We start from the raw sequence: 1,222 nt of genomic DNA on the forward strand, positions 1-1,222 counted from the left end.
TTGCTTCCCACCTGGCGCTACTTCCTCTGGAACCTCGAGTCCCAGTCTCCAGGTGTCCACGATCAAGGGGAAGCTTCAGTCTGCCAAGGGCCGTAATGTTCGGGCAGATCACGCCACGGCGCGCCGGTCCTGGCCCGCCACCAGATCGCGTCGAAGAGCCGGCGGCGATCCCGATGCCGACGGCCGCGCAGCCGTGCCCACTGCCGGTCTGTCAGATCGCCCCGCGCCACCTCAAGATCGTTTCATGGCCGCCACGACGCGTATCCCCCTCGCTGCAGGGGGCAGTCAGAGATGGTGGCTGCGTGTGTCGTGATCACGCGAGACCGGGGCACCCGTAGGTTGAGCGTGTGAGTGAGCAGGGGACCTCCGCAGACTGGCGCAGCAGCGCCGCGCACGTGATGGCGGTGTCGGTGCTGTTCGCGGTGCCGATGCTCAAACTCGGATGGACCCTGGGCGGCGGCAGCGCGGCCCGGGAAGCACTGGATGCGATGGGTCCGGCGAACTGGCTCGACGTCGTCACCGGCATGTTCCTGTTCGAACCGCTGCTGGCCACCGTGTTGGCCGTGGTCGCCTCCCGGGCCGTCTACGCCTACCTCGCGGCCAAGGGCGGGGCCGACGCCCACCAGAACGTTCCGATGCCGGCGGTTGCCGCAGCGGCCGCCATCGTTCCGGCTGCCCTGGCAGTGGTCGTGGGAATCTTCAACGGTCTGGGGTGGGGCGTGGTCTGCGGCGTCCTCGCCTACCTGGTGCGCCTGGGGGTGCTGGTCGACTACCGCACCGGCCGACGCCACACCGCTACCGGCAAACGCACCGGACGGACAGCCGAGTCGGTCGTCGAGCGAGCCGCCGACGCGGTATGGATCGCCGGACTCGCCCTGGGTCTCCTCGTGCTGCCCGTCCTGGCCATCACCGCCGCACTGGACGGGAGGTCCTGGTCCAGCGTTGTGCGCTGCGACGTGAACACCGGCACAGGTCCCGAGCGCGCCCGCATGATCGAACTGGAGAGACAGGCCAGCGGAGTCGTCGGCTGGGATATCAACAAGAGCGAAGTCGCCAACGGCACGAACTGTGCTGCCGACGACGACGTGATCCGCGCCCCGTGGTGGCGCAGCTGAACCCCCAGCAGAGCCTTTTCAAACACGCCCTAGTAGTGCTTGGTCAGGTTGGTATCGGCTCTGGCATGTTGCGGTGACAGGTGGGGCAGGCGCCGGTCCAGACCGCG

At 68.2% G+C, this 1,222-nt stretch carries 1 protein-coding gene and 1 pseudogene; one reads left to right on the top strand and one right to left on the bottom strand.

Annotated elements, in window-relative coordinates:
* Nucleotides 1-77: 77 nt before the first annotated feature.
* Nucleotides 78-230, bottom strand: a pseudogene (locus LCE31_RS39710) (transposase); the annotation flags it as partial.
* A gap of 117 nt (nucleotides 231-347) precedes the next feature.
* On the opposite strand from LCE31_RS39710, the gene LCE31_RS39715 reads away from it, so the two are divergent.
* A complete protein-coding gene (locus LCE31_RS39715; protein ID WP_225023157.1) occupies nucleotides 348-1,115 on the top strand; it encodes a hypothetical protein in 768 nt (255 codons plus the stop codon).
* Nucleotides 1,116-1,222: the final 107 nt, after the last annotated feature.

The sequence above is a fragment of the Streptomyces sp. 8L genome (assembly GCF_020176795.1).
Classification (GTDB): Bacteria; Actinomycetota; Actinomycetes; order Streptomycetales; family Streptomycetaceae; genus Streptomyces.